The organism is Blautia hansenii (assembly GCF_013304445.1).
Classification (GTDB): domain Bacteria; phylum Bacillota; class Clostridia; order Lachnospirales; family Lachnospiraceae; genus Blautia.
The window spans coordinates 235,608-259,935 of record NZ_JAAITA010000001.1; the positions used below are offsets into that span (position 1 = coordinate 235,608).

24 protein-coding genes and 1 riboswitch are annotated in these 24,328 nt (G+C 45.9%); of the genes, 14 read left to right on the top strand and 10 right to left on the bottom strand.

Going from position 1 to position 24,328, the window contains the following annotated elements; translation table 11 throughout:
* Positions 1–2 precede the first annotated feature (2 nt).
* The gene (gene yqeB, locus G5A70_RS01105) at positions 3–839 is read left to right on the top strand and encodes a selenium-dependent molybdenum cofactor biosynthesis protein YqeB (protein WP_173747280.1); all 837 of its coding nucleotides are present in this window, start codon (positions 3–5) and stop codon (positions 837–839) included.
* Positions 826–2,151: a selenium cofactor biosynthesis protein YqeC gene (gene yqeC / locus G5A70_RS01110; protein WP_173747281.1), complete on the top strand. Its 1,326-nt coding sequence runs from the start codon at positions 826–828 to the stop codon at positions 2,149–2,151. The genes yqeB and yqeC overlap by 14 nt, the downstream gene beginning before the upstream one ends.
* A 62-nt stretch (positions 2,152–2,213) precedes the next feature.
* Here the strand turns inward: yqeC and G5A70_RS01115 are convergent, their stop codons facing one another.
* The gene (locus G5A70_RS01115) at positions 2,214–2,693 is read right to left on the bottom strand and encodes an S-ribosylhomocysteine lyase (RefSeq protein ID WP_173747282.1); all 480 of its coding nucleotides are present in this window, start codon (positions 2,691–2,693) and stop codon (positions 2,214–2,216) included.
* Between the two features lie 154 nt (positions 2,694–2,847).
* Here G5A70_RS01115 and G5A70_RS01120 point away from each other — a divergent pair, with 154 nt between their 5' ends.
* The 7 genes from G5A70_RS01120 to G5A70_RS01150 all read left to right on the top strand — a co-directional run bounded on the left by G5A70_RS01120 (position 2,848) and on the right by G5A70_RS01150 (position 9,518).
* Positions 2,848–3,603, top strand: a complete 756-nt coding sequence (locus tag G5A70_RS01120; protein WP_173747283.1) for a class I SAM-dependent methyltransferase — start codon at positions 2,848–2,850, stop codon at positions 3,601–3,603.
* Between the two features lie 94 nt (positions 3,604–3,697).
* On the top strand, positions 3,698–4,702 hold the full coding sequence (gene trpS, locus G5A70_RS01125; RefSeq protein WP_173747284.1) for a tryptophan--tRNA ligase: 1,005 nt from the start codon (positions 3,698–3,700) through the stop codon (positions 4,700–4,702).
* 19 nt (positions 4,703–4,721) lie between these two features.
* Positions 4,722–5,216: a heme-degrading domain-containing protein gene (locus G5A70_RS01130; protein ID WP_173747285.1), complete on the top strand. Its 495-nt coding sequence runs from the start codon at positions 4,722–4,724 to the stop codon at positions 5,214–5,216.
* A gap of 102 nt (positions 5,217–5,318) precedes the next feature.
* The gene (locus tag G5A70_RS01135; protein WP_173747286.1) at positions 5,319–5,795 is read left to right on the top strand and encodes a hypothetical protein; all 477 of its coding nucleotides are present in this window, start codon (positions 5,319–5,321) and stop codon (positions 5,793–5,795) included.
* 129 nt (positions 5,796–5,924) lie between these two features.
* Positions 5,925–6,659 (top strand): ABC transporter ATP-binding protein, encoded by a 735-nt coding sequence (locus G5A70_RS01140; RefSeq protein ID WP_173747511.1) that lies wholly within the window; start codon positions 5,925–5,927, stop codon positions 6,657–6,659.
* Positions 6,634–8,265 carry an efflux RND transporter periplasmic adaptor subunit gene (locus G5A70_RS01145; RefSeq protein WP_173747287.1) on the top strand — a complete coding sequence of 544 codons (1,632 nt, stop codon included), beginning with the start codon at positions 6,634–6,636 and terminating at the stop codon, positions 8,263–8,265. Before G5A70_RS01140 ends, G5A70_RS01145 begins: the two co-directional genes overlap by 26 nt.
* A gap of 17 nt (positions 8,266–8,282) precedes the next feature.
* Positions 8,283–9,518, top strand: a complete 1,236-nt coding sequence (locus G5A70_RS01150; RefSeq protein WP_173747288.1) for an ABC transporter permease — start codon at positions 8,283–8,285, stop codon at positions 9,516–9,518.
* Between the two features lie 116 nt (positions 9,519–9,634).
* On the opposite strand, the gene G5A70_RS01155 is transcribed toward G5A70_RS01150, so the two are convergent.
* Genes G5A70_RS01155 through G5A70_RS01170 form a run of 4 tightly spaced genes read right to left on the bottom strand, consistent with a single transcriptional unit; the run spans position 9,635 to position 14,291 of the window.
* Positions 9,635–10,522, bottom strand: a complete 888-nt coding sequence (locus tag G5A70_RS01155) for an RluA family pseudouridine synthase (RefSeq protein ID WP_173747289.1) — start codon at positions 10,520–10,522, stop codon at positions 9,635–9,637.
* Positions 10,523–10,541: 19 nt separating this feature from the next.
* Complete coding sequence (locus G5A70_RS01160) at positions 10,542–12,410, bottom strand: extracellular solute-binding protein (RefSeq protein WP_173747290.1); 1,869 nt, start codon at positions 12,408–12,410, stop codon at positions 10,542–10,544.
* Positions 12,410–13,225, bottom strand: coding sequence for an ABC transporter permease (locus tag G5A70_RS01165; RefSeq protein ID WP_173747291.1), 816 nt, complete (start codon positions 13,223–13,225; stop codon positions 12,410–12,412). Before G5A70_RS01165 ends, G5A70_RS01160 begins: the two co-directional genes overlap by 1 nt.
* Positions 13,218–14,291 carry an ABC transporter ATP-binding protein gene (locus tag G5A70_RS01170; protein WP_173747292.1) on the bottom strand — a complete coding sequence of 358 codons (1,074 nt, stop codon included), beginning with the start codon at positions 14,289–14,291 and terminating at the stop codon, positions 13,218–13,220. Before G5A70_RS01170 ends, G5A70_RS01165 begins: the two co-directional genes overlap by 8 nt.
* Positions 14,292–14,546: 255 nt before the next feature.
* Between G5A70_RS01170 and G5A70_RS01175 the strand changes: the two genes are divergently transcribed.
* The 4 genes from G5A70_RS01175 to pyk all read left to right on the top strand — a co-directional run bounded on the left by G5A70_RS01175 (position 14,547) and on the right by pyk (position 19,038).
* Positions 14,547–15,602, top strand: a complete 1,056-nt coding sequence (locus G5A70_RS01175) for a lactonase family protein (RefSeq protein WP_173747293.1) — start codon at positions 14,547–14,549, stop codon at positions 15,600–15,602.
* A gap of 161 nt (positions 15,603–15,763) precedes the next feature.
* Entirely contained in the window at positions 15,764–16,705 is a 942-nt protein-coding gene (locus tag G5A70_RS01180; RefSeq protein ID WP_173747294.1) for a magnesium transporter CorA family protein, read from the top strand.
* A 25-nt stretch (positions 16,706–16,730) separates the two neighbouring features.
* Complete coding sequence (locus G5A70_RS01185; RefSeq protein WP_173747295.1) at positions 16,731–17,582, top strand: hypothetical protein; 852 nt, start codon at positions 16,731–16,733, stop codon at positions 17,580–17,582.
* 19 nt (positions 17,583–17,601) lie between these two features.
* Entirely contained in the window at positions 17,602–19,038 is a 1,437-nt protein-coding gene (gene pyk / locus G5A70_RS01190) for a pyruvate kinase (RefSeq protein ID WP_173747296.1), read from the top strand.
* 92 nt (positions 19,039–19,130) lie between these two features.
* Here the strand turns inward: pyk and G5A70_RS01195 are convergent, their stop codons facing one another.
* From G5A70_RS01195 to thiS, 5 genes are read right to left on the bottom strand one after another with little or no spacing between them, the layout of a single operon-like run.
* Complete coding sequence (locus G5A70_RS01195) at positions 19,131–19,730, bottom strand: thiamine phosphate synthase (RefSeq protein ID WP_173747297.1); 600 nt, start codon at positions 19,728–19,730, stop codon at positions 19,131–19,133.
* Positions 19,723–20,976, bottom strand: coding sequence for a 2-iminoacetate synthase ThiH (gene thiH, locus G5A70_RS01200; RefSeq protein WP_173747298.1), 1,254 nt, complete (start codon positions 20,974–20,976; stop codon positions 19,723–19,725). The genes G5A70_RS01195 and thiH overlap by 8 nt, the downstream gene beginning before the upstream one ends.
* Before the next feature lie 12 nt (positions 20,977–20,988).
* A complete protein-coding gene (locus G5A70_RS01205) occupies positions 20,989–21,759 on the bottom strand; it encodes a thiazole synthase (protein ID WP_173747299.1) in 771 nt (256 codons plus the stop codon).
* 36 nt (positions 21,760–21,795) lie between these two features.
* Positions 21,796–22,431, bottom strand: coding sequence for a thiamine biosynthesis protein ThiF (gene thiF / locus G5A70_RS01210; protein ID WP_173747300.1), 636 nt, complete (start codon positions 22,429–22,431; stop codon positions 21,796–21,798).
* Positions 22,431–22,625, bottom strand: a complete 195-nt coding sequence (gene thiS / locus G5A70_RS01215; RefSeq protein ID WP_173747301.1) for a sulfur carrier protein ThiS — start codon at positions 22,623–22,625, stop codon at positions 22,431–22,433. The genes thiF and thiS overlap by 1 nt, the downstream gene beginning before the upstream one ends.
* Positions 22,626–22,735: 110 nt before the next feature.
* A riboswitch (TPP riboswitch) is annotated at positions 22,736–22,840 on the bottom strand.
* Between the two features lie 189 nt (positions 22,841–23,029).
* Between thiS and G5A70_RS01220 the strand changes: the two genes are divergently transcribed.
* The gene (locus G5A70_RS01220) at positions 23,030–24,307 is read left to right on the top strand and encodes a diaminopimelate decarboxylase (protein WP_173747302.1); all 1,278 of its coding nucleotides are present in this window, start codon (positions 23,030–23,032) and stop codon (positions 24,305–24,307) included.
* Positions 24,308–24,328: the final 21 nt, after the last annotated feature.

A 24,328-nucleotide genomic window follows, 5' to 3' on the forward strand; every position in this document is an offset into this window, starting at 1 on the left:
ATATGAAACCTATTATTGTAAGAGGCGGCGGAGATTTGGCAACCGGAACCATACACCGTCTGTGCCAGAGCGGGTATCCGGTGATTATTTTAGAGGACACGAAGCCTTCCGCTATCCGGCAGAAGGTGTCTTTTTGTCAGGCTGTATATGAGGGAACCATGGAAGTGGAGGGCATTGTGTGCACAAAGGTGGACAGTTTTCAGGAAGCCATGGAAACAGTAAGGTGGAACCGTCCCATGCTGTTGACAGACCCCAGTGGGGAGTGCCTGAAACAGTATCACCCGGATATTTTAATAGACGGGATTCTGGCAAAGAAAAACCTGGGAACCAGAAGGGATATGGCGGACCTGACTATAGGACTTGGACCGGGCTTTACGGCAGGAGAAGATGTGGACTATGTGATTGAAACCAAGCGGGGACACTATCTGGGAAGAAAAATCGAAAAAGGCAGTGCCATACCAAATACCGGAGTGCCGGGCCTTATAGGCGGATATGGAAAGGAACGGGTGATGCATGCGCCCTGTGCGGGTGTTTTCCGAAGGGAGAAAGAAATCGGAGACTGGGTGGAAGCAGGACAGCGTATCGGATATATTCAGCGGGAAAAGGAAAATATTGGAGTGTACACACAGATTTCCGGCGTGGTACGGGGAATTTTACAGGATGGATTTGAGGTGACAGAACATTTTAAGCTGGCAGATGTAGACCCCAGGAAGGAATCCCAGGCGCACTGCGCCCTGATTTCGGACAAAGCCAGGTGTATTGCCGGAGGTGTGCTGGAACTGGTCTGTGCCTGGGAAAAAGGAATATTGGGAAAGAAGCAGCTTCATGAAACTTTGTGAAATGATAGAAGAAATGGGAGAAAGGTCTCATATGCGCGTGGCCTTTGTGGGCGCCGGGGGAAAAACCAGCTGCATGCTGGAGCTGGCACAACAGTGGAAGAAACAGGGAAAAAAAGTGCTGGTTACGACTTCTGCTCATATGGAGAATCCGAAAAATTTCCCGCTGAAAGACATAACAGAGGATGACGGAGAAGCAATTTGTGCGCTGCTGAAACGGGAAGGTGCAGCAGCGGCGGGTCTGCCGGTGAAAGAAGGAGGAAAAATTGGCCCGCTTTCCCGCACAGTCTATGAACAAACCGCAGCAGAGGCGGACTGTGTGCTTTTAGAGGCAGACGGCTCCAGAAGATTTCCCATGAAAGTGCCGGGAAAACAAGAACCGATCCTTTATGAGGATACAACGCATATTTTCATTCTAACAGGAGCTTCGGCGCTGGGAAAACCTTTGAAAGAAGTGTGCCATCGTATAGAAGAAGCAGAAAAAATTCTGGAAACAGAGGCGGGACAGGAAAGCGGAGAACGGATAGTGACAGAAGAGCTGCTGGGGATTCTGTTGGAACAGGGATATGTCCGCCGTCTGAAACGAGACTTTTCTCAGGGAAAGCTGGCAGTTATTCTGAATCAGGCAGATGTGCTGCAAAATTCCGAAGAAAGCAGAAAAAAACTACAGGAACAGCTTTCTGTGCCGGTATTTCTTCATGACTGGACGAAAGCTGTACACGGGATTGTTCTGGCCGCGGGATTTTCCAGGAGATTCGGAGAAAACAAGCTGCTGTATGAGATAGAGGGAAAGCCTATGTATCGGTTTTTGACGGAACGGCTGCTCCATTTGCAGAAAAAGAAGAAACTGCAGACGCTGACCGTTGTAACGCAGTATGAAGAAATTCGGCAGTATGCAGAAAAACAGGGCATGACAGCAGTGGAAAACCGGGACAGCAGCAGGGGCATTTCCTCCTCTTTGCAGCTGGGACTTGCAGCCGCTATGGAAAAGAGCCGGGAGGAAAAGGAGAATTATTATCTGTTTTTTGTGGCAGACCAGCCTTTTTTAACAGAAAGAACCGTAGAAGAATTTGTGTCCGCATTTTTAAAAACCGGGAAAGGCATTGGCTGTGTGTGTAAGGAGGGGATTGCCGGAAATCCGGTGATTTTTCATCAGAAATATGTGGAAGAACTGCTGGAACTCACAGGAGATATAGGGGGAAAGCGCGTGCTGAAACACCATTTGGAAGATGTGTTTTATTACGAGGTTTCCAATGAAGGGGAATTGAGAGATTTAGACAGAAAAGAAGCTGTAGAAACAGGGCTGCCGCTTTAAGCGCATATCGAGAAAATTCTGGATTGCTGCTTAAAGGCGGCAGCCTTGTTTTGTCAAGAGTATTACTGCGGATAAACCAGGCGCTCTTCGGTGATATTGGTTAAAACTTCCTCTAAGTATTTTTTTGCCAGCCAGTTGGCCATAGGCAGATTCATATCCAGATAATTGCCGCAGTCCTTTGCAGAGGACCCTGGTACTTCGCCGCGAAAATCACGGATAAAGGTGAACATCTCCGTAACCAGAGGAAGAATATCTCTGGAGGAGTCATCTCCGGCAAGAAGCAGGTAAAATCCGGTGCGGCAGCCCATTGGCCCAAAGTATACGGTTTTTGTGCCGAAATCCGGGTGATTGCGCAGGAAGGTGGCACCCAGATGTTCGATGGTGTGGACTTCTGCGGTGTTCATAACCGGTTCGTCGTTGGGAGAAGTCATGCGCAAATCAAAGGTGGTGATAACTTCCGCGCCTACATGGTCTTTCCGGGATACATAGACACCGGGTTTTAATTTTATATGGTCAATGGTAAAGCTTGCAATTTTTTCCATGCTGTGTCCTCTTTTCTTTTGGTATTGTAGCTTTATTATACTGGTTTTTCTCCAGGGACGCAAGGGAAATAACCGGAGGGCAGGGTTGTGAAACCGGGGGAAGACGTGGTATACTTTTTCAGGTAGAGAATTTTGCGGAAACGGAGAAATCAACATGGAATTATTAGATAAAATCGAAGAATACTGGACGGGAAGAGCAGAGGGCTATTCTCAGGTGAATCAGGGCGAGCTGGCTACAGAACAGCGGGAAAAATGGAAGAAAAATCTGATGAGCCATCTGAAAGGGAAAAAACCGGAAGAGACAAAGGTACTGGATATTGGTACAGGTCCGGGATTTTTCGCGATTATTCTGGCAGAAGCGGGATATCAGGTGACAGCAGTGGATTATACAGAAGAAATGTTAAAAGAAGCGAAACAAAATGCAGGGAAACTTGCAGGAAAAATCCACTGGCAGCAAATGGATGCCCAAAATCTTGCATTTGCATCAGAGACTTTTGATGTGGTGGTTTCCAGAAATCTGACCTGGAATCTGGAGAAGCCGGAAAAAGCCTATGGAGAGTGGATCAGAGTTCTGAAAAAAGGCGGCATCCTTTTAAATTATGACGCCAACTGGTACCATCATCTTTTCGACCAGGAGAAGCGCAGAGCCTATGAAGAAGACAGAGCCAGAGTGGAGGAACTGCAGCTGAGTGACCACTACACCTGTACGGATATTGACGCCATGGAGGAGATTGCAAGAGAGGTGCCGTTAAGCCGGATTGCAAGGCCCACATGGGATAAGCAGGTGCTCGGACAATTTTCTCCGAACCAGGTGCTTGTGGAAGAGGAGGTCTGGAAGGAAGTCTGGAGTGAAGAAGAAAAAGCAAATTATCAGTCAACTCCGATGTTTCTGATAATTGTGGAAAAATAATAGAAAACAGAGACAGAACAAGGTTGCTGACAGAAAAGAAACGTGCTAAAATAGACAAATAAAGGGAAATTGTAGTAGTTGGAGGACAGAAGAGATGATCAATGATAAAAAAGTTTTATTCAGCGGTATGCAGGCCACCGGAAACCTGACACTGGGAAATTATCTGGGAGCGCTGAAAAACTGGGTGACTTTAAGCGATGAATATGAGTGCTTTTACAGTGTGGTGGATATGCATTCCATTACGGTGCGCCAGGACCCGGCAACCCTCAGAAAGAGAGCGAGAGCGCTGCTGACTTTATATCTTGCGGCAGGTCTGGACCCTAAGAAGAACTGTATTTATTACCAGTCTCATGTGTCAGGACATGCAGAGCTGGCATGGATTTTAAACTGCTTTACCTATATGGGGGAATTAAACCGCATGACCCAGTTTAAAGACAAATCTGCAAAGCATGCGGATAACATCAATGCGGGACTCTTTACGTATCCGGTGCTGATGGCAGCCGATATTCTTCTATATCAGGCAGATGTGGTGCCGGTAGGCATTGACCAGATGCAGCACCTGGAACTGACTCGTGATATTGCCATCCGCTTCAATAACATTTATGGTGATGTGTTTACCATTCCGGAAGCCTATATCGGCAAGGTAGGCGCTAAGATTATGAGTCTGCAGGACCCTGCGAAGAAAATGTCCAAATCTGACGAAAATCCAAACGGCAGTATCTATCTTATGGATGACCCGGATACTATTATGAGAAAGTGTAAACGGGCGGTGACAGATTCAGAAGCCTGCATTGCCTATAGAGACGAACAGCCGGGATTGAAAAACCTCATTGATATTTACTGTGCATGTCTGGGCAAAACTTCCGAGGAAGCAATCAGAGAATTTGAAGGAAAAGGCTATGGAGATTTGAAGATGGCTGTGGGAGAAGCGGTTGTCAGTGTGTTAAAGCCTTTGCAGGATGAAGTGGCAAGACTGGAAAAAGATAAGGGATATCTGGATTCCATTATTAAGGAAAATGCAGAAAAAGCCCAGTATTTTGCAAATAAAACGCTGAGAAAGGTACAGCGTAAGGTTGGTTTTCCGGACAGAATCCGGTAAGAGACAGGAGGTGTCTGTTATGACAGTTGAAGAAGTAATTACGGTTCTGGCTATGCAGGAGGAAATTTTGCAGTTCAATCATTTTACCAATGAGGATGCATGGGAACTTGGCAATCTGCTGGTTGCGGAGGCAAAGAAGCGGGAACTGGATACCACGGTGGAAATTCGTCTGAACAATGGATACACAGTGTTTAAGTACGCAGGCAACGGCACAACACCAAACAATGAAATCTGGGCGGACAAGATGTTTGCGTCGGTTTCCCGTATGGAAAAAAGCACCATGCTTCTGTACAGCGAACTGAAAAGGAGCGAAGAAACCATGGAAGACATCGGACTGGGAAAAGAAGAATATTCCTGCCTGGGCGGGGGATTTCCGGTGCGTGTGGAAGAAGTGGGCGTTATCGGAGCCATTATGGTGACCAACCAGAGCCATTTTGTCAATCATGACATTATTGTAAAGGCATTGAGCAGATACCTTCATATCGATGAAGTTCCCAGAATTCGGGCTTTATAGAAAAGATTTTAGAAAAAATTTAGAAAATATCCTAAAATGAAATTGACATTTTTAGGAAGGAATTATAAAATGATTACAAATTTACGGAGGAGGGCTTTGGTTATGGAAAAAAAGGCACCGGGAAAAGGTTTTTTAAAGGGTGTAGGGATTTTACTGATTATCGGTGGGGTGTTTGGATTTATCGGCGCAGCGTCTAATGCGTTTGTAGCAAGTGCATTATCAAGCGGCTCACTGGATTCTGCCACAACTGCCATTTATGAACAGGCGGGACTTACAGCAGAAACTTTTCAGGCAGGAATTATCACATCTGTCATTCAGGGCGTTATCTACCTGGTAGCAGGAATTTTAGGTGTGGCAAACTGCAACAAGATTGAAAAAGCAAATATCTGCTTTATCTGCGGAATTGTCTTGATTGCATTTGTGTTAGTCAATGCAGGAATTTCCGCTGCTACAACAGGATTTACTGCATTATCGATAGTTTCTATTCTGGCTTCTTTGATTCTTCCCTTGTTATACTTCTGGGGAGCATTAAAAAACCGTCAGGCTATGCAGGACGCGCAGAACGGAACAAGTTTATAAGGAAAAGATGTAGTGAGGGCAGGACAAAACGGGGAAATTTCCTGTTTTGCCCTGCTTTTGTATACAAAAACGCGATTGGAAACTGCTCTGCAGTTTTTGATTATATATTATGAGAGAAAGGAAGAACTTATGGAACATCTTATTAAAGTAACGGATTTGTGCAAGGTTTACAATCCGGGTGAGAATGAAGTAAGAGCATTAGACCATATTAATCTGGAGGTTGATACAGGCGAGTTTGTAGCCATTATCGGCCAGTCGGGTTCCGGAAAGTCTACATTCATGAATATGCTGGGCTGTCTGGATACGCCTACTTCGGGTACTTATTTTCTGAATGGTACAGATGTGTCCACCATGACGGACAATCAGCTTTCTGCAGTCAGAAATAAGGAAATCGGCTTCATTTTCCAGGGGTTTAATCTGATTTCAAATCTGACCGCAGAGGAAAATGTGGAACTGCCGCTGATTTACAGGGGAATTGATAAGAAGACCAGAAGGCAGCTTTCCAGGGAGGCTCTGGAAATGGTAGGACTTGCCCATCGTATGAACCACAAGCCGTCAGAGATGTCAGGCGGACAGCAGCAGCGTGTGGCTATTGCCAGAGCCATTGCGGCCAAGCCTCCGGTGATTCTGGCCGATGAGCCTACCGGAAATCTGGATTCGGCTTCCAGCAAGGAAATTCTGGGAATTTTAAAAGACTTGCACAAAGGGGGAAGAACGGTGATTCTCATTACCCATGATGATGGCATTGCCGCCAGGGCAAAGCGTGTGGTGCGTATTATGGATGGGAAGATAGAATCCGATATTATAAACCCTGCATTTGACAGTATGGAGGAAGAACATGAAAAAGGGAATAACGAAGAGTAAAAACATGATTATGCTGATTACCATAGGGGTAATTGTACTGGCTATCGGCTTGATTGCACTTGTCGGCAGTATGAACAGTAAAGGGAAGGATGCCGCACCGTCTGTAGAGGTCGTATCCGTGGGGACGGGAAACGTCACACAGGAAGTGGATGCTACAGGAAATGTGGAAAGCGAACAGAAGAAAACTTTCTACTCTCCGGTCAACGGAACCATTCAGACCATGACCGCAGAAGCAGGAGACAGTGTAGACGCTGGAAAAAGCATCATTGGTTTTAATCTGGAAGACCTGGAAGCAGAAAACCAGGAGGCACAGCTGACAGCAAAATCCGGCGAACTGGATATAAAGGATGCGCAGGAACAGGCAAGCACTGCTGCAAATAAAGTGGCAGAAGCCCAGGCGGCCATTCCGGGACTGGAAAGCCAGATTGAAGAGAAGCAAAATCAAATCAACAGCCTGCGCCAGCAGATTGCAGACGCACAGACCAACGCACAGAATGATGCCCAGGCACAGATAGAACAGGCTCAGGCAGAGGCCAAAGCAGAGGCCGACGCAGCTTATGATGCAGCGGTTGCAGCAGCAGACCAGGAATATCAGAAAGCTTTGGATGAGTACAACAACGTTACAAAAAAAGATTATGACCAGAAGCTCAGCGATTTGAAAACAAAAATTGACTCTGGTACAGCAGCAGAATCCGAACTGGAAGATTACAGATACCTTCTGAATAATCCTCCGGCAGAACCGGTGAAAAAAGAGGTAAATCAGGCAGATTACAGCGTTTCCACGGATGGACTTTCCGGCACAGTTACAGCGGATACCTCTGATTTGCAGGCACAGATGGAAACAGCTTCCTCTGATTTAGCACAGCTTCAGTCTGATTTGGCTTCTAAAAAAGCCATTGCAGAAAATGACACAGCAGGTCTGACAGATGCAGCAAGAGAAAAAATGACTATTACCAGCAACCTGTCAGAATTGAAATCAAAGAATCTTCAGGAACTCTTAGAAGAAGGCAGAAAAGGTATTCAGGCAGAGTTTAAAGGGGTTATTTCTGACGCAAAAGTAACACAGGGCGCAACCGTTACCCAGGGAATGGAACTTTTCACCCTGCAGAGCACACAGGATGTATGCGTGGAAGCCAACGTATCCAAATACGATTTTGACAAGGTAAAAGAAGGTCAGAAGGCAGAAATCACTCTTGGTGATAAAAAGTATAAAGGTACAGTAGACAAAGTCAGCAAGATTGCCATTCCAAATGAAAAGGGAACACCTCTGATTGGGGTCAGTGTACATATTGACAATCCGGACGATGATATTTTTATTGGTGTGGAAGCCAAGGTTACCATTCAGGCATCCGAGGCTAAAAATGTGCCGGTACTTCCTGTAGAGGTGGTAAACATCGGAAAAGAAGGCTCTTTCTGCTATGTAGTGAACAAGGGAAAAATTGAGAAAAAAGACATCGAGACAGGGGTAACTTCAGACTCCATGGTAGAAGTAAAAAGCGGACTGAAAAAAGGAGACCAGGTTATTAAGGATATGGGCAATTACAGCGAAGGCGACAGTGTGACCGCAAAGGAAGCCAAGACAGAGGACAACAAAGCCTCTAAGTAGCAGGAAAGGAAGAGAATATGGGAAATATAGTAGAATATGTCAAAATGGCGATTCAGAATATTCTTGCCAATAAGGGACGTTCCTTTCTTACCATGCTTGGTATTATTATCGGAATTGCGTCGGTCATCGCTATCGTATCCATCGGTGAGGGTACCAAGAATCAGATGAACAGTGAGATTAACGATGCGGGCGGCGGTCAGATTGCCATTAACTGCAGTACCGATGCCATGAATCAGGATGTTTATATGACACCGGAGGACTTGGATGCTATCCGGGAAATCAAAGGTGTGGAAGGTGTTACAGGAACCGACAGTGTTACCGGAGATACAGTAACCGGGAAAGGGGAATTTCAGATAAACCTTTCTATGGAGACACAGGATGGACAGCTTTTGAATAACTATTCCATGAAGAGAGGTTCCTACTTCACGGAGGCAGATGTGACAGAGGGCAGAAATGTATGTGTCATTTCCGACAGCGATGCCAAAAGACTCTTTGGTTCGGATGATGTAGTGGGCATGGATATTGATGTACAGTGTCTGAATCTGACAAAATCCTTCCGGATTGTGGGCGTTACCACCCACAAAGAAAATGGAACCTTTGTCAGCTATACTTATGAAGGCATGCCGGTTTCCATCTCCATTCCGTATACAGCAGCCAGAGATTTTCTGGGAGATTCCACGGATGATTTTTATTACATTATGGTACAGGCCGATAAAAAAATGGACTCAAAAGTCATTTCCGATAAAATCATCAAGGTTCTGGAACAGAAACACCAGTCTGCAGGGGAGGATTACTTCCAGGTACAGAGTTTCCAGGATGTGATGAAGGTCATGAACCAGATGTTGGGCATGGTAACGGCATTTATTTCCTTTGTGGCAGGAATTTCTCTGCTGGTAGGCGGTATTGGTGTTATGAACATTATGTTGGTATCTGTAACAGAGCGAACCAGAGAAATCGGTATCCGAAAATCTCTGGGGGCGAAGACCTCTTCCATTATGATGCAGTTTCTGGCAGAATCCGCCATTCTGACTGTTATTGGAGGAATTATTGGTATTATTCTGGGAATTGCAGGAGGATTTGGAATCTGTTCGGTTATCAGTTCCAGCCAGGGAATGACTTTGACGCCGGGAATCAGTGTCAGCACAATTTTGATTGCAACGGCCTTTTCCTGTGCAGTGGGAATTTTCTTCGGAATTTATCCGGCAAAGAAAGCAGCTTCTTTAAGTCCTATTGAGGCACTTAGAAGAAATTAAAAGAAAACAGAAAATTGAGAAACAAAAAAAGCCCGGTTCAGGACAGACCGCTGCATTTGGCAGCTGAAGTTCTGACCGGGCTTTTCAAATGTAAATTCCGGTGTCTTTTGCATACATCAGGCAAACAAATCAGCCATATCTTCCGGCAGAGGAGCCCGAAAGGTGAGGGGACTGCCAGTCATGGGATGTGTGAAAGAAAGCGCATAAGAATGGAGGGAGACCCGTTTTATCCGTGAAAAATCAGGATAATAGAGGTAATCGCCTAACAGGGGATGTCCCAGATAGCCCATATGCACCCGTATCTGGTGTGTTCTGCCGGTTTCCAGGGAAAGCTGCACAAGAGAATAGTCGTTTCGGGAATCCAGGACACGGTAATGGGTGACAGCCCGTTCGCCTTTTTCAAAATCCACGCACCGCTCTATGGCAGAGCCTTCTTTTCTGGCAATAGGGGCGTCTATAGTACCGCTTTCGGGAATGGGGACTCCTTTTACAATGGCTTGATAGGTTCTGTGAATCTCTCTTTTTTTCATTTGAGCAGAGAGAATAGAAGCGCTGAGGGCGTTTTTTGCCAGAATCAGCAGTCCCGTGGTATCCCGGTCCAGGCGGTTGATGCAGCGGAAGACAAAAGGTTTTCCCTGCTGTGCGTAATACCAGGCCGCGCCGTTTGCCAGGGTGTTGTCATAGTTATTGACAGAAGGGTGTACCGGCATGTCTGCGGGCTTGTTCAGAAGCAGAATATCTTCATCCTCATAAACAATAGACAGAGGCATGGCAACCGGAACAATGTTCTGAGAAGGGGTGTCTTCCGTTAAGGTGATTTTCAGAAGGTCTCCCGCCTGTAAGGGGGTTCGCACATAAGCCCATTCATTGTTTACCAGAATCCCCTTTTCTGTTTTTTTCAAGTGTACCAGAATCTGGTGAGAGCAGCCTTTTCTTTTTAAATACTCCCCTGCGGTGCAGGGGAGGTCAGAATCAGCCACACAATATTCAAAAATACGGTTCATAAAAATTTCCTTTTGTAGCTTAGTTTGATTTTACTTTATTCCAGAGTTCGTTGTAATAGCTGTCCACATCATCTCCCAGGAATTGGAAGGTTTCACAGTTTGTCAAATCTTCCGCGTTGGGAAAGAGAATTTTGCTGTTTCGCGTTTCCTCATCTTTAATCAGCGCTCTGGCGGCTTTGTTGGGTGTTGCGTAGGTCAGATATTCAAAGTTCATCAGGGCAATGTCCGGACGGCACATAAAGTTGATGAATTTTTCTGCGTTTTCCTTGTTTTTGGCATTTTTTGGAATGACCCAGGAGTCAATCCAGACATTAGAGCCTTCCTTTGGGATGACATATTCCAGATTGGGATTTTCCCTTTTGGTGTATCCGGCTTCTCCAGAATAGATAACGCCTAAAGCAGCCTCGTTTCCAATCATTTTATCGCGTACCTGGTCTACAACATAGGCCTGTACCAGGGGTTTCTGGGCAATCAGGTCATCCTTAGCCTGTATCAGCTGGTCTACCTTACTGGAATTTAAGGAATACCCACGGCGTTTTAAAGCTACAGCAAAGGCATCCCGGACAGAATCCTGCATGAGAATACTGTCCGCATATTTAGAATCCCAGAGAATATCCCAACTGTCCACAGGTTCGTGCACCATGGTTTTGTTGTACAGGATTCCCACCGTACCCACACAGTAGGGAACCGAGTAAGCATTGTCCGGGTCGAAACTTCTGGACTGTTCCATGTAGATAGAATCCATATTTTTTATATTGGGAATGTTGTCCAGGTTCAGTTTGGCCAGCAAATCGTTTTCTATCATACGCTGAATCATATAATCGGAAGGGCATACCACATCATAGGCAATAGCCCCGGAAAGAATTTTCGGATACATGATTTCATTGGTTTCGTATTCCTCGTAAGTGACGGAAATGCCAGTTTCCTCCTCGAACAGTTCAATGGTTTTGGGGTCGACATAATCCCCCCAGTTGTACACAATCAGCTTTTCGCTGCCGGCATCTTTGGCGCCTGCGAAGTAATAAAAGGCGCCGCCGCCTGCCAGCACAGCCACAAGCAGCAGGGGAATCGCCAGACGCAGTCCGCGCTGCAGGGACTTTCTTTTGGAAACCGTTTTTCTGTCTTTTGGTTCTTTCGGACTTGTATTGACCAGTATCATCAGCACCAGTACACTGACAAAAAGCAGCGTGGACAAGGCATACATTTCCGGACGGATTCCCTTTCGTACTTCTGCGTAAATTTTGGTGGAGAGGGTGTCCACACCGGGGCCTTTGGTAAAGTGGGTGATAATGAAATCATCCAGAGACATGGTGAAGGCCATTAAAAATCCGGAGACAATACCGGGCAGAATATCGGGAAACACCACCTTAAAGAAGGCGGATACCGGACCTGCACCTAAATCCTGGGCTGCCTCATAAGTACTTTTGCTGGTCTGTTTCAATTTTGGCATGACACTGAGAATCACATAAGGAATGCAAAAAGTAATGTGGGCCAGCAAAATAGTGGAAAATCCCAGGGTGACTCTGAAGGCAATAAACAGAAGCATCAGGGAAATTCCGGTTACGATTTCTGAGTTCAGAATGGGAATGTTGGTAATTCCCATCATGATGGTTTTGCTTCTGCCCTTCATGGCATTGATACCGATGGAGGCTGCCGTACCTACAACCGTGGCAAGAACAGCAGAGAGCAGGGCAATGATTAACGTATTGTAAAGGGCTGTCATAATGGCTTTATCCTGAAAAAGAGAAGCGTACCACTTTAAGGTAAAACCGCCCCATTTTGCCCTGGATTTTGAAGCGTTAAAAGACAGGACAATGAGGGTGACAATGGGGGCGTACATGAGAAAAAGAATCAGCCCAAGATATATATTTCGTACTGTTTTTTTCATCAGAACATACCTCCTTCCCCGTTTTTATCGTATTTTCCGGTGAGAAGCATACTGATGAAAATAAATACCATCAGTACCAGCGAAAGTCCGCTTCCCACGTTCCAGTTGCTTCCCTGCTGAAACTGGCGGTCAATGACATTTCCGATGAGGAGAATTTTGCTTCCGCCTAAGAGGTCAGAGATAACAAAGGTCGTCAGAGACGGTACAAAAACCATGGTAATGCCGCTGATAATACCCGGCATGCTTAAAGGAAAAATGATTTTCCGAAAGGTATAGGCCGCAGTGGCGCCCAAATCTCTGGCTGCAAAAATAACGTCTTTGTCTATCTTGGAAAGCACGTTATAGAGGGGCAGTACCATAAAGGGCAGGAAGTTGTAGACCATGCCCAGTACAATAGCCCCCGGTGTGTTAATCAGCTGCTGGGAAGGAAGATGAAAAAAGCCCAACGCCTGGTTGATAACGCCGTTTTTTTCCAAAAGAGTCTGCCATGCAAGAGTCCGCAGAAGAAAATTCATCCACATAGGAAGAATAAAAAGGAGCACAATAAAGCCTGTCCGGTTGACTTTCATATTCGACAGCATCATAGCCAGCGGATATGCCAGAATCAGACAGATAAGGGTGCTGATAAGGGACAGCAAAAGAGAAAGGCAGAGTGCTTTGAAATTCTCCACAGTGCCGATAGCCAGCACATTTTCAAAGGTAAAATGCCCTTCGCTGTTGGTGAAGCCATAGTAAAAAATCATGGCAAGAGGAATCAGGATAAAGGCCACGGACCAGATCAGATACGGGCCGGAAAGCAGTTTTCGTTTATTCATTGATTCCAATAGCCTCCTCATCTTCGGATTCAGGCTTGTGCATAATCTGTATGTCAAAAGGATTCACGTGAATGCCTACCTGCTGCCCTACAGGGAACATATCCGTGCTGTGCACCAGCCATTCAAAACCGTTTGCCTGTACTTCCATTTCGTAGTGGACGCCTTTGAAAATCAGGTGGGACACAACCCCCTGGATTGTGCCTTCTTCCGGAGCCAGCAAGTCCACATCCTCCGGGCGGATAACCACGTCTACTGGTTTGTTCTTACCGAATCCCACGTCCACACAGGGGAATTTGGCACCCAGGATTTCCACCAGTTTATCTTCCAGCATCATACCGGGAAGGATATTGCTTTCGCCGATAAAGTCTGCCACAAAGGCGTTCTGAGGTTCGTTATAGATGTCCTCCGGGCTTCCCATCTGCTGTATATATCCCTGGTTCATAACCACAATGGTATCTGACATGGTAAGGGCTTCCTCCTGGTCGTGAGTGACATAGATAAAGGTAATGCCCAGTTCGTTTTTCAGACGGATAAGTTCATACTGCATGTCCTGGCGCAGTTTTAAGTCCAAAGCGCCTAAAGGTTCGTCCAGAAGAAGCAGCCGAGGTTCGTTTACAATGGCTCTGGCAATGGCCACACGCTGCTGCTGTCCGCCGCTTAAAGAATCCGGGAGCCGGTTTTCATAGCCGTCCAGATTGACCAGCTTTAAAGCATATTTTACCTTGTCATGAATATAGGCTTTGCTTTTTCCTGAAATTTTCAGACCGAAAGCAATATTTTCTTCAATGCTCATATGAGAGAAAAGCGCGTATTTCTGAAATACGGTGTTCAGATTCCGCTTGTTGGGCGGAAGATTTGTAATATCCTTTCCATCAAAAATGACTTTCCCGCTGTCAGGGGACTCAAATCCGCCCAGAATACGGAGCGTTGTAGTTTTTCCGCAGCCGCTGGGGCCAAGAAGGGTGAGAAATTCATTTTCCCGTATAGAAAGATTCAGTTCGTCCAGGATTACCTGGTCTCCAAAGCTTTTGGAGATGTCAATTAAATTTACTAAAGTATGGTTCATCCCAGTTCTCCTTTGTAGATATTCTTTATCCATTATACTAAAGGAAAAAATCATGTCAATATTAGAATGACCCAATCCCTGTAAAATACAGATGAAATAGAAATGAATTGCAGGAAAAGCCATCAATATGCATTGTATTAGAAAAAACTTTGTGGTAGAATGTCCGTAGTGTATTGTACACTGGCGGTCTTTTTGTGCAAAGACCGCGAATTTGTCGTGTGGTGAAACAATAGAAAACAGGAGGATATTGCATAAATGAAGGAAAAATATGTAGCCTATGTGGGAACCTATACCCACGGAAGCAGTATCGGAATCCATTTGTATGATGTCAATGTGGAAGAGGGAACTCTTTGCGAGAGAAAAGTGATTCCCGTCAACAATTCTTCCCATCTGGCAAAGTCTCTTAACGGAAAGTATCTGTACTCCATTGCAGATGAAGGCGTGGCGGTTTTTGCCATTGAACCGGACGGAGACCTTACCTTTATTAATAAAGTAGATATTGACGGTATGAGAGGCTGTCATCTGTCCACGGATGAAGAAGGCAAGTACCTTTTTGTGGCCGGTTACCATGACGGAAAAGTGACTGTAGTGCATACGCACAGAGACGGACGTCTGGGCAGTGTGCTGGACGGTGTGTTTCACAAAGGTCTGGGCAGCGTGGGAGAGAGAAATTTCCGTCCCCATGTAAGCTGTGTGCGCCCGACACCGGATAATAAATATCTCTGTGCAGTGGACAACGGCATTGATCAGATGAAAATTTACAGAGTCAACAGACGTACCGGTCGTTTAGAGCTGGTGGACATTTTAAGATGCCAGAGAGAATCCGGTCCTAAGCTGATTAAGTTCAGCCCGGATGGAAGATTTGCTTATCTGAACTATGAATTGAACAATACCATTCAGGTATACCGCTACGATGGAAGCGGCAAAAATCCTGTCTTTGAACTGCTGCAGACGGAGAGCACTCTGGCTTCCCACGATGATGAAGCCCATGACGCTACTTCCGGTATGTGTCTGTCCGCAGACGGAAAATATATTTTCTGTTCCAATGCGGGAGAGGATACCGTGGCTATGTTTAAGAGAGAGGAAGAAACCGGTCTTCTGGAAAAGCAGTGTATTCTGCCAATCAGCGGCAATTATCCGAAGGATTTGGATGTGTTCCCGGATGGAAAACATCTGGCAGTGGTAAACCATGAATCCAATTCCATTACAACCTTTGCCATTGATTATGAAAAGAAACTGCTGATTATGAAAGGGAAACCTATGAAGGTGGAAACCCCTAACAGCATTATCTTTTCCAAGTGCGAAGCATAAGAACGGGGAAATTGAGTATTTTTTGAAAAAAGGAAGTGCAAAATTATGGAAAGCGGGCCTTGTCCTGGGAGAAAGAAAAATGAAAAAATAAAAAAAGAGAAATCCTGCTGACAGGCGCCGTCCCGGCTTCCTGCCAGTGCAGGAGGGTGAAGGGAGAAACCATGATTAGAATATTCAAAACAGTGGATGGAAAAATTCATCAGATGGACGAAGCCAGCGAAGGCTGCTGGCTTGCGCTGACGGATCCCACGGCAACGGAAATTTTCGAGGTTGCCAAAAGGTATCACATTGAGGTGGATGATTTGAGAGCACCTCTGGATGAAGAGGAACGTTCCCGTATCGAGGTGGAAGACGAGTACACCCTGATTATTGTGGACACTCCGATTCTGGAGGAAAGGGGAGAAAAGGACTGGTATGGAACCATTCCCCTGTCTATTATTGTGACAGATGAGATTATCATTACCGTCTGCCTGGAAGATACTTCGGTGCTGGGCCGGTTTATGGACGGTCGTGTGCGGAACTTCTATACTTATATGAAGACTCGCTTTATTCTTCAGATTCTGTACAAAAATGCCAGTATGTTTCTGCATTACCTGCGTATCATAGACAAAAAGAGTGAGGAAGTAGAGGAAAAGCTGCAGGAGTCTACCAAGAACAAAGAGCTGATAGAACTTCTGGAACTGGAAAAATCCCTGGTATACTTTACCACGTCTCTTCGTTCCAATGAAATGGTATTGGAAAAGCTTTTAAAAGTAGAGCGTATCAAGCAGTATCCCGATGATACGGATTTGCTGGAAGATGTCATTATCGAGAACAAACAGGCCATCGAGATGGCAAACGTGTACAGTGGAATTTTGAGCGGTATGACCGAGGCTTTTGCTTCTATTGTATCAAACAATCTGAATATTGTTATGAAATTTCTGGCAACTGTGACCATTGTCATGTCCATTCCTACCATGATATTCAGTGCTTACGGTATGAATGTAAATCTGAAGGGAATGCCTTTTGCCTCCCACCCGGAGGGCTTTGCCATTGTCATTGTCCTTTCTCTTCTTTTGAGTCTGGTAGTGGCGTTTATCTTCTCCAAGAAGAACTTATTTTAAGTCATGAAAGAATTGAGGAAATCGTATGAATTTTTTGAACAAAATGGAGCGTAAATTTGGACGCTATGCCATTCACAATCTGACGAAATATATGATAGGCTGTTATGCCATTGGATATATTTTGCTGTATGCGGGAAACCTTTTTGGGTTTTCCATTACCGGATATCTGACTTTAAGCCCTTATCATATCCTGCACGGGCAGATATGGAGAATTGTATCCTGGCTGTTGATTCCGCCCCCAACCAGCAACCTTGTTTTTGTGCTGATTATGCTGCTGTTTTATTATTCTCTGGGGGAAACGCTGGAGAGAACATGGGGCGCTTTCCGCTACAATGTTTATATTCTGGGCGGTGTGCTCTTTACGGTTATCGGTGCGTTTCTGCTGTATTTTATGATGGGAGCAAATCCGTTTTTGTCTATGGCGTACAGTATGGCGTTTTCCACGTATTACATCAACTTGTCCATTTTCCTGGCTTTTGCGGCCAATTACCCGGACATGCAGGTACTGTTTATGATGATTATTCCCATGAAGATGAAATGGCTGGCTGTGCTGGATATTGCGTATCTGCTGTATGATATGGTAAAAGGCGGCTGGGGAATCCGGACGGTAATTCTTGCATCCCTTTTGAATTTTATTATTTATTTTCTGTCAACCAGAAATTATCAGAGGATTTCACCAAAAGAAATCCACAGAAAACAACAGTTTCAAAGAGCTGTTCATCCGAAAATGGCGCCGGGTGTGACAAAACACAAATGTGCAGTCTGCGGAAGAACAGAAAAGGACGGAGACGATTTGGAATTTCGTTTCTGTTCCAAATGCAACGGCAACTATGAGTATTGTCAGGACCACCTGTTTACTCACAAACATATACAATAATCAGGAGGAAAATAATTATATGCGTAAAACCAAAATCGTCTGTACTATGGGACCGAACACAGATATTGAGAGCAACATGAGAGCTTTAGTAGCCAATGGAATGGATGTGGCTCGTTTTAATTTTTCACACGGAGATTATGAAGAACAGAAAAGCCGTATGAATCTGCTGAAAAAGGTGAGAGAAGAGCTGGAGAAGCCAGTGGCTATCCTTCTGGATACCAAAGGCCCGGAAATCCGTACAGGCGTACTGGAAGGCGGAAAGAAAGTGACCCTGAAAGAAAATGAGGAGTTTGTTCTTTACACAGAGGAAATGACCGGGAATGAAAAGGGCTGCTTTATTACTTACGCAGGTCTGGCTGAGGATGTAGTGCCAGGCAACAGAATTCTTATTGATGATGGTCTGATTGAACTGGAAGTAAAAGAAGTGGCAGAGGGACGCATTGTCTGCCGCGTGGTAAACGGCGGTGAACTGGGCGAGAAAAAGGGCGTGAATGTGCCCAATGTCAACGTAAAGCTTCCGGCTATTACAGAAAAAGACAAAGCAGACATTCTTTTCGGTATTGAACAGGGGATTGATTTTATTGCAGCGTCCTTTATTCGAAATGCAGAGGGTGTGCTGGAAATTCGTAAGATTCTGGAAGAAAACAACGCAGAAGACATTGCGATTATTGCAAAAATTGAAAATGCGGAAGGTCTGGAAAACCTGGATGCCATCATTGAAGTGTCTGACGGAATTATGGTAGCCCGCGGTGACTTGGGCGTGGAGATTCCGGCACAGGAGGTTCCTCATATTCAGAAAATGATTATTCGTAAATGTAATGCGAATTATATTCCGGTTATTACAGCCACACAGATGTTGGATTCCATGATTCGCAATCCGCGTCCAACCAGAGCAGAGGTAACAGACGTGGCTAATGCCATCTATGACGGAACAGATGCTATTATGCTTTCCGGTGAGACAGCAGCGGGAAAATATCCGGTGGAAGCGCTGAAGATGATGAACGAAATCGCAGAGAACACAGAAAATTATGTGAAGTACGAAAAATATATTAAGCACAGAACAATGTACCAGAAAACAAAGGTTTCCTGTGCTATTGGTATTGCGTCCGTACGTACTGCCAGAAACATTGAGGCAGACTGCATTGTGACCCCAACCATGTCCGGAAAAACTGCCCGCATGGTTTCCAGCTTCCGTCCTACTATGCCGATTTATGCCATTACTCCAAATGAGAGAGTAGAGCGTAAAATGCGTCTGTACTGGGGCGTAAGACCGCTGAAAGGCTACAGAAGAGATACAACGGAAAATATTATTATCAATGCCATGGAAACATTGAAAGAGAACAAACTGGTGGCAAAAGGCCAGCTTGTGGTAGTTACAGCCGGAGACCCGGCGACCAACAGCAGCAAGGCAGAATCCAATGTAACCAATATGCTGCATGTAATGGAAGTAAAATAATGTTGTAAAAGAAAAATTTAAAATGCCCGAATGGCCTGAGAGGACAGGCTGTTCGGGCATTTTTTGCAGATATTTGCTATAGTCGTAGCCGTTCACTTAGGGGAATCCAGTTTTGCCAGATAACTGTCCGGTTCAGCGCAGGTCATGGCGCTGCTCATAATGCAAACCCCTTTAGCCCCGGTTTTCATCACTTCTTTTTTGTTTTCGGGAGTGATACCTCCAAGGGCATAGACGGGAATGGACACACTTTTGCAGACTTCTTCCAGAAAAGCAACTCCTCTTCCGGGAAGTCCCTTTTTGCATTCAGTGGCAAAAATATGTCCTGCAGTAATATAGGTACATCCCAGACGTTCTGCTAACAGAGCGTCCGTTACAGAATGGCAGGAGGCTCCCAGAATTGAAAAGGCTTTCCGCTCTTTTTCTGTCATCTGTTTTAGAAGGGACAGAGGAAGGTGCAGGGATTTTGCTTTCAAAGAAAGGGCCGCGTCTGTAAAGGTATGTAAAATACAGGAAGTGTCATAAGCAGCACAGATATCTATTGCCTGCCGGGCAAGAATTTCATACTGTGACTTTGATAAATCTTTTTCCCGAAGGATAATGCCCTGGGGTTTGGCCTTTGCCAGTTTTTCTATGCGGGAAAGAAAGTCTTCCCCACATAGCTTCCGGTTGGTGATACATAAAATATCAGACATAGAGGTAATCGTTTAAGACAGGCTGGAGACCTTCAGCCGCAATGTCTGCATAAACCCGGTCCAGACTGCGGCCATCGTTGATTTCAAACTGTTCGTCTCCCTGTTCCCCGTCCGTTTCCTTTCCGCTGTATTTACTTTCGTGGTCGCCGATTCCTGTAGAAACCCCTGCGGATACCTTGGTTGCTGCGATTTTTACAATGCCGTCCCGAAACTGGGCACTTTCTCTGGAAGATACTGTAATGCCCACAAAAGGAAGAAAAATCCGGTAAGCACAGAGAATCTGGCAAAGCTGGGTTTCATGCACGTCCAGAGGGTTGATTTTGTCGTTGTTGATAATGGGCCGCAGTCTGGGGCAGGAGAGGGACATTTCCGCATGGGGATATTTCCGCTGCAGATAGTAAACATGCAGGGCGCTGGCCAGGGCGTCTTTCCGAAAGTCAGAAAGTCCTAAAAGTGCGGAAAAAGCAACGCCCCGCATACCACCTTTTAAGGCCCGTTCCTGTGCATCGAAGCGGTAAGGCCACACGCGTTTATGCCCCATGAGATGCAGGGTTTCGTATTTGTCGCTGTCATAGGTTTCCTGGAACACTGTGACATAGTCCGCGCCGCATTGGTGAAGATAGCGGTATTCGTCGGTGTTTACCGGATAAATTTCCAGCCCAACCATGCGGAAATACTTTCGCGCCAGTTTACAGGCTTCCCCGATATAAGAAATATCGCTTTTGGAGCGGCTTTCACCTGTGAGAATGAGGATTTCCTCCATGCCGCTGTCTGCGATGATTTTCATTTCTTTTTCAATCTGCTCCATAGTCAGCTTCATGCGGTGGATATGGTTATAGCAGTTAAAACCACAGTATACGCAGTAATTCTCGCAGTAATTGGCAATGTAAAGAGGGGTAAACAGATACACGGTATTGCCGAAATGGCGGCTGGTTTCCTGTCTCGCTCTCTGGGCCATTTCTTCCAGGAAAGGCTCGGCGGCGGGAGAGAGCAGAGCCTTGAAATCTTCCAGGGAACAGACCGGATGGGACAGGGCTGCCCGGACATCCTTGGCTGTGTAGTGGGTGTAATCATAGGAAGCCACCTGGCTCATGACTTTTTCGCATACATCAGACTGGATTTGCTCCATGCCGGGGAGATATTCCATGTGGCTTTTCCGAAAAGAAGGGTCTGTTTCCAGACGGTGTTTCTTTGCCAGCGCCTGTTCAGAGAGATACTGAGAGTCCACTAAAAATTCGTTTTCCATGACTGCCGCCTCCTAATCGTGAAGAAAACCGGTGAGCGGGTCAGATGCAGAAGCGCCTCTTGTAAGAACTCTGCCAAGTCCTGAAAGGTAGGCTTTTCGTCCGGCTTCAATGGCCTGGCGGAAAGCAGAAGCCATGAGAGGAAGGTCTCCGGCTGTGGCGAGAGCCGTGTTTGCCATAATGGCGGCAGCGCCCATTTCCATGGCTTCACAGGCCTGGGAAGGCCGTCCGATACCGGCGTCTACGATGACAGGCAAATCTATTTCCTGAATGAGAATTTCGATAAAATCCCTGGTGGCCAGTCCTTTGTTGGAACCAATGGGAGAAGCCAGAGGCATAATGGAGACAGCGCCGGCATTAGCCAGGTCCCTGGCGGTATTCAAGTCCGGGTACATGTAAGGCATGACAAGAAAGCCTTCTTTTGCCAGAATTTCCGTGGCTTTTATGGTTTCCTGGTTATCCGGCAGCAGATATTTGGAATCCCGCATAATTTCGATTTTTACAAAGTCTCCGCAGCCCAGTTCTCTTGCCAGACGGGCAATGCGCACTGCTTCTTCGGCATTTCTGGCGCCGCTGGTATTGGGAAGCAGGGTAACGTTTTCAGGAATATAATCCAGAATGTTTTCTTCTTCTTTGGTATTGGCCCGGCGGACAGCCAGAGTGATCAGTTCTGCACCCGCATCCTTTACGGCTGCTTCAATGAGCTTGAGGGAGTATTTCCCGGAGCCGAGAATAAAACGGGAATGAAATTCGCGTCCTCCGAGGATAAGCGTATCGTTGTTCATAAATGTACCTTCTTTCTGTATGTTTGGTGTTGTACCTTAGGGTTCGGTCTGTTCTGCCAGAATCCGCAGTACCATGTGCGCCTCATGGGCGGCGCAGCACATGACCCGGGAGGAGACAAGCCCCAGCCCGCTGCCTGTGTCGCTGCTTTCGTCTCCGCAGAGATAGAAACGGGAAGTAATCCGGCGGGTCCGGACGGAGTTGGCGCTGGAAATTCCGGCCATTCCGGAAGCTGCCACCAGAAATTTTTCCGGCATGGTTTCCAGTACGCGGTTGACCAGCATGGCCTTATTTTCCGCCCGGTCAAAGGCTTCACAGATTATCTGGGCGTTTTGCAGCAATTGTGGGGTATTTTCTTCGGTCATGGTCTCTGTATGCAGTTCTAAAGAAAGATAAGGCGCAATTTCCCGGAGATTTTCCGCAAGGGCTTCTGTTTTGTACATGCCTATCTGATGGGCCTTGTACTGCTGGCGGTGGAGATTGGTGATATCCACCCGGTCAAAATCGATGAGAATCAGTCTGCCGATTCCGGCTCTTGCAAGACAGAGGGAAATGTTAGAGCCCAGTCCCCCCAGTCCGCATACGGCCACAGAAGCAGAAGCAAATTTTTGCTGCAAGGTTTGGCCGTGGCGTTCTTCCAGGGCCTTTATCCATTCTTCTTTTGTGGGTATCATCAGCCGCCTCCTACAAAGCTGACAATTTCCAGCACATCGCCGTCTGTCAGCGTGATTTCATTGTATTTTGCTTTGGGAACAATGTGGCCATTGCGTTCCACTGCAATGCGCAGGGGATTGTAATTGGACATTTCCAGATATTCGGACAGCGTTTTGCCGTCCATAGGCAGGGAAGTTCCGTTGATTATTACCATTTTTCACCTCCATCTGGGAGCCTGGCTTGTGGAGAATTGTATATCCGTTTTTAGGAAAACAAAAAGCGGAAAGCTACCAAGTTCGGTAACTTCCCGCTGCATATTTTCACATATGTGGTTCTCAGGCGTCCCTACGTTGGCATTATCCAAATCAGGTTATCGGTCGAAGGTCATACCTTCCTCTCAGCCTGTCATACAAGCTCCCGTCTGTTTTTATTTCGTTCATTATACAACAGGACTGGTAAAATTGCAAAGGTTTTCTGTGGATTTTTGACTGGAATACGTCAATACGTTAAAAAATAAAAAAAGACAGGGGAATGACTTGAAAAGCAAGACACATTTTCGTATAATGAGGTTCGTCAGATAAAAACAGAAAAGCAGAAATCCATTAAGGGAGAATATATATGGAAAAAAAGACATTTGTGACAAAGGAAAAGCTGGAAGAAATTGTAAAGGAATACCCGACCCCTTTTCATTTATATGATGAAAGAGGTATCCGGGAAAATGCGCAGGCCATGAAGGAGGCTTTTGCATGGAACAAAGGGTTTAAAGAATATTTTGCGGTAAAGGCAACACCAAATCCCTTCCTGATTGAGATTTTAAGAGAGTACGGCTTTGGCTGTGACTGTTCTTCTTATACAGAGCTGATGCTCTCCAAAGCCATGGGTTGTGTGGGAGAGGACATTATGTTTTCCTCTAATGACACTCCGGCGGAGGAATTTCAGTATGCCAACGAACTGGGCGCTACCATTAATTTAGATGACATTACCCACATTGCGTACCTGGAAGAAGCCATTGGTACACTGCCGAAGCGTATGAGCTGCCGCTATAATCCGGGCGGAGTTTTTGAGGTTTGCAACGGAATCATGGACAATCCGGGAGAGGCCAAGTACGGCATGACGGAAGCGCAGATTTTTGAGGCTTTCCGGATTCTGAAAAGCAAGGGAGTGGAAGAATTTGGTATTCATGCTTTCCTGGCCAGCAACACAGTGACAAATGAATACTATCCGATGTTGGCAAAGCGCCTCTTTGAACTGGCGGTGCGTCTGGAAAAAGAAACCGGGGCAAAGATCTGCTTCATTAATCTGTCCGGCGGTGTGGGCATTCCCTACAGACCGGAAGAAACACCTAACGATATCCGTGTGATTGGAGAAGGGGTGCGCAGAGTTTATGAAGAAGTGCTCACTCCGGCAGGCATGGGAGATGTGGCTATCTACACCGAGCTGGGGCGCTTTATGATGGGGCCTTACGGCTGTCTGGTGACAAAGGCCATTCACGAGAAACATACCCACAAGGAGTATATTGGAGTGGACGCCTGTGCGGTAAACCTTATGCGCCCGGCTATGTATGGGGCTTATCACCATATTACCGTTATGGGGAAAGAGCATGAGCCGTGTAATTACAAATACGATGTGACAGGTTCCCTGTGTGAAAACAATGATAAGTTTGCAGTGGACAGAATGCTTCCGAAAATTGACAAAGGAGATTTGCTGGTGATTCACGACACTGGTGCCCACGGCTTTGCCATGGGATATAATTACAATGGAAAGCTGAAATCTGCGGAAATTCTGCTGAAAACGGACGGAAGCACCCAGTTAATCCGCAGGGCAGAGACACCGAAGGATTATTTTGCAACCTTTGACTGCTTTGATTTTTATAAGAAGCTGGACTGCAATCAGTAGAATTGGATTAAATGAATTTAA

What these genes read in the sequence shown, in the direction of transcription:
- G5A70_RS01155 (WP_173747289.1), bottom strand. Translation starts at nt 10,522, where the DNA reads ATGAACCGTATTTTTGAATATTGTGTGGCTGATTCTGACCTCCCCTGC.
- G5A70_RS01195 (WP_173747297.1), bottom strand. Translation starts at nt 19,730, where the DNA reads ATGTCTGATATTTTATGTATCACCAACCGGAAGCTATGTGGGGAAGAC.
- G5A70_RS01130 (WP_173747285.1), top strand. Translation starts at nt 4,722, where the DNA reads ATGACAGTTGAAGAAGTAATTACGGTTCTGGCTATGCAGGAGGAAATT.
- G5A70_RS01135 (WP_173747286.1), top strand. Translation starts at nt 5,319, where the DNA reads ATGGAAAAAAAGGCACCGGGAAAAGGTTTTTTAAAGGGTGTAGGGATT.
- yqeC (WP_173747281.1), top strand. Translation starts at nt 826, where the DNA reads ATGAAACTTTGTGAAATGATAGAAGAAATGGGAGAAAGGTCTCATATG.
- thiH (WP_173747298.1), bottom strand. Translation starts at nt 20,976, where the DNA reads ATGGAAAACGAATTTTTAGTGGACTCTCAGTATCTCTCTGAACAGGCG.
- G5A70_RS01145 (WP_173747287.1), top strand. Translation starts at nt 6,634, where the DNA reads ATGAAAAAGGGAATAACGAAGAGTAAAAACATGATTATGCTGATTACC.
- thiF (WP_173747300.1), bottom strand. Translation starts at nt 22,431, where the DNA reads ATGATACCCACAAAAGAAGAATGGATAAAGGCCCTGGAAGAACGCCAC.
- G5A70_RS01160 (WP_173747290.1), bottom strand. Translation starts at nt 12,410, where the DNA reads ATGAAAAAAACAGTACGAAATATATATCTTGGGCTGATTCTTTTTCTC.
- yqeB (WP_173747280.1), top strand. Translation starts at nt 3, where the DNA reads ATGAAACCTATTATTGTAAGAGGCGGCGGAGATTTGGCAACCGGAACC.
- G5A70_RS01220 (WP_173747302.1), top strand. Translation starts at nt 23,030, where the DNA reads ATGGAAAAAAAGACATTTGTGACAAAGGAAAAGCTGGAAGAAATTGTA.
- G5A70_RS01170 (WP_173747292.1), bottom strand. Translation starts at nt 14,291, where the DNA reads ATGAACCATACTTTAGTAAATTTAATTGACATCTCCAAAAGCTTTGGA.
- G5A70_RS01165 (WP_173747291.1), bottom strand. Translation starts at nt 13,225, where the DNA reads ATGAATAAACGAAAACTGCTTTCCGGCCCGTATCTGATCTGGTCCGTG.
- G5A70_RS01120 (WP_173747283.1), top strand. Translation starts at nt 2,848, where the DNA reads ATGGAATTATTAGATAAAATCGAAGAATACTGGACGGGAAGAGCAGAG.
- G5A70_RS01115 (WP_173747282.1), bottom strand. Translation starts at nt 2,693, where the DNA reads ATGGAAAAAATTGCAAGCTTTACCATTGACCATATAAAATTAAAACCC.
- pyk (WP_173747296.1), top strand. Translation starts at nt 17,602, where the DNA reads ATGCGTAAAACCAAAATCGTCTGTACTATGGGACCGAACACAGATATT.
- G5A70_RS01205 (WP_173747299.1), bottom strand. Translation starts at nt 21,759, where the DNA reads ATGAACAACGATACGCTTATCCTCGGAGGACGCGAATTTCATTCCCGT.
- G5A70_RS01150 (WP_173747288.1), top strand. Translation starts at nt 8,283, where the DNA reads ATGGGAAATATAGTAGAATATGTCAAAATGGCGATTCAGAATATTCTT.
- G5A70_RS01180 (WP_173747294.1), top strand. Translation starts at nt 15,764, where the DNA reads ATGATTAGAATATTCAAAACAGTGGATGGAAAAATTCATCAGATGGAC.
- thiS (WP_173747301.1), bottom strand. Translation starts at nt 22,625, where the DNA reads ATGGTAATAATCAACGGAACTTCCCTGCCTATGGACGGCAAAACGCTG.
- G5A70_RS01185 (WP_173747295.1), top strand. Translation starts at nt 16,731, where the DNA reads ATGAATTTTTTGAACAAAATGGAGCGTAAATTTGGACGCTATGCCATT.
- trpS (WP_173747284.1), top strand. Translation starts at nt 3,698, where the DNA reads ATGATCAATGATAAAAAAGTTTTATTCAGCGGTATGCAGGCCACCGGA.
- G5A70_RS01175 (WP_173747293.1), top strand. Translation starts at nt 14,547, where the DNA reads ATGAAGGAAAAATATGTAGCCTATGTGGGAACCTATACCCACGGAAGC.
- G5A70_RS01140 (WP_173747511.1), top strand. Translation starts at nt 5,925, where the DNA reads ATGGAACATCTTATTAAAGTAACGGATTTGTGCAAGGTTTACAATCCG.